The organism is Colwellia sp. F1 (genome assembly GCF_056238625.1).
The window spans coordinates 1-2,286 of record NZ_JBWDLI010000094.1; the positions used below are offsets into that span (position 1 = coordinate 1).

Annotated in this window: 1 protein-coding gene and 1 pseudogene; both read left to right on the forward strand. The window is 49.1% G+C overall.

All coding sequences use genetic code 11. From position 1 onward, the window contains the following. A pseudogene (locus AC0UA9_RS17625) lies at nt 1-503 on the forward strand (bifunctional Delta(1)-pyrroline-2-carboxylate/Delta(1)-piperideine-2-carboxylate reductase); the annotation flags it as partial. Nucleotides 504-525: 22 nt separating this feature from the next. After that, entirely contained in the window at nt 526-1,866 is a 1,341-nt protein-coding gene (locus AC0UA9_RS17630; protein ID WP_475662074.1) for a short-chain fatty acid transporter, read from the forward strand. Nucleotides 1,867-2,286 lie beyond the last annotated feature (420 nt).

Below are 2,286 nucleotides of genomic sequence, written 5' to 3' on the forward strand. Positions count from 1 at the left end.
CTTATCGGGAGGTGCTACCAATAGAAGAAGTTGCCGTCTGGGATATCGATCACGCTGCATCAGAACGGTTAGTAGGACAACTCAATCAAGATGGCTTCATTGCACATGTGGTCGAGAATTTGGAACAAGCCGTTGGTTGGGCAGACGCTATCAGCTGCGCGACCTTGTCAACAAAGCCATTGATTGAAGGGGCCTGGCTGACTCCGGGCAGCCATCTCGACTTAATCGGTAGCTTCACTCCGGAAATGCGCGAGGCAGATACTAATGCCATCGTGAACAACAGTCTCTTCATCGATACTGAGGAAGCCCTGGAAAAGTCAGGGGATCTTCTCCAACCGATAGAGCTAGGTGACCTAAGCCGGGATGCCGTCATTGGCACTCTAGAGGAGCTTTGCCGTTGCCAATGCCCGACGCGCAGGTCGGAACAGGAATGTACGGTATTCAAAGCTGTTGGTACCGCACTAGAAGACTTAGCTGCAGCTACTCTGGTCCATCACGGTTAAATATCAGGGCAGGAGAATAATAATGTCTAATAATACCTTGAAAATAAGTAAAAAAAATAAGCTATTCGGTGGTATTACCAATGGGTTGACGCGAATCTTTGACCGCTATCTTCCTGATCCGCTAGTCATCGTGATCGTACTTACTATAGTGATCATGTTGGCTTGCGTGGTATTCAGAGGAGATGCGCCTAATAAGATGCTCGGCTACTGGATGGATGGGTTCTGGAGTCTGCATGGGTTCGCGATGCAGATGGTCTTGATTCTAGTCGCAGGTTTCGTGGTAGCTACTACTCCATTGTTCAAATATCTAACGCTGCGTATCGCCGACTCTGCGCAAACACCTGGTAGTGCTATAGTCATAGTGACTGTCATTTCCCTTCTGGCCAGTTGGCTGAACTGGGGTATAGGGCTTGTTGTCGGAGCAGTTCTAGCCAAAGAGTTGGCCAAGCGCGTACCATTTGTTGATTATCGGCTATTGATCGCCAGTGCTTACTCTGGTTTTCTGATCTGGCATGCAGGGCTATCTGGTTCGATACCACTCAGCTTGGCGACTTCTGGGCATTTCCTTGAAGACAGCGTTGGCTTGATTCCGACCAGTGAGACGCTCTTCAGTCCCTTGAATATTGGCCTAGTCTTGGCGATGTTCATCGCTCTTCCGCTCACCAACTATCTAATGATGAAAAGCAGTGAGCCTGTCCACTTTAATGACTTTGCAGATGAGCCTCCTATCAAGGCTGATGTCTCACGGCCAGCAGAGCGCCTTGAACACTCAGTTTGGCCTGCGCTGATAATCTCTCTGTTAGGCATTACTGCACTGATTTTCTATGCGGTTAATGGTGGGGGGCTCAATCTTAATGTCATCATATTTGCGCTGATTTTCATTGGTATCGGGCTACACAAGAATCTCAGTAGCTTCCTGGAGCAGATTAATGAAGCTGTGAAAGGTGCTAGTGGCATCATCATCCAGTTCCCGTTTTATGCGGGGCTCATGGGTATCATGGCCCAGTCTGGTTTAGCAGGAGACCTTGCCCAAGTGTTTGTTGATATATCAACAGCGGACACACTGCCGGTTTGGAGTTTCCTTTCCGCTGGCTTAATTAACATGCTTGTGCCATCAGGTGGTGGTCAGTGGGCGGTTCAAGGGCCGATTGTCATGGAGGCTGCTCAGGCGCTGAATGCCGACACATCTAGAGTGGCGATGGCATTCGCCTGGGGAGATAGCTGGACAAACATGCTTCATCCGTTCTGGGCCTTGCCCGCCCTTGCGATCGCAGGACTAAAGGCCAGGGATATCATGGGTTACTGTGCCGTCGTACTGGTGGTGAGCGGTGTTATCATTAGCTTGGCGCTGTTGTTGTTTTGAGAACATAGTGTAAAGACAAGTACCTAAACTAAGTGCAGCACGCTAAATGGATAGTGATGGGCTTTCATGGCACGTTGTCATCAGTTTGCCCATCAATTCTATTCGGTATTTTATGCAGAGTGCTTTTTCACATGTACGACCTATGGGTGGCTCGCAGCACAATTAATTTGGACGACCTGCAGCCATTGGATTTTGAGGCCGCTTAACGATTGCGACTGTTGTCGTTGGCATCCTGTCGTAAAAATTTGAGCAACCAAACTTATTGGATATCTGTATGCCGCCAGACAAAGTTCAGGTTTCTAAAGAGAAAGCACGGACGCGATATGAACCTACTCTTCCTCGGCACCTCCGCTGGTGTGCCCACCAAACAAAGAAATGTCTCCGGGATCGCTTTGCGTGAAAGCAAAGGGAAGGGCTGGT

What these genes read in the sequence shown, in the direction of transcription:
- AC0UA9_RS17630 (WP_475662074.1), top strand. Translation starts at nt 526, where the DNA reads ATGTCTAATAATACCTTGAAAATAAGTAAAAAAAATAAGCTATTCGGT.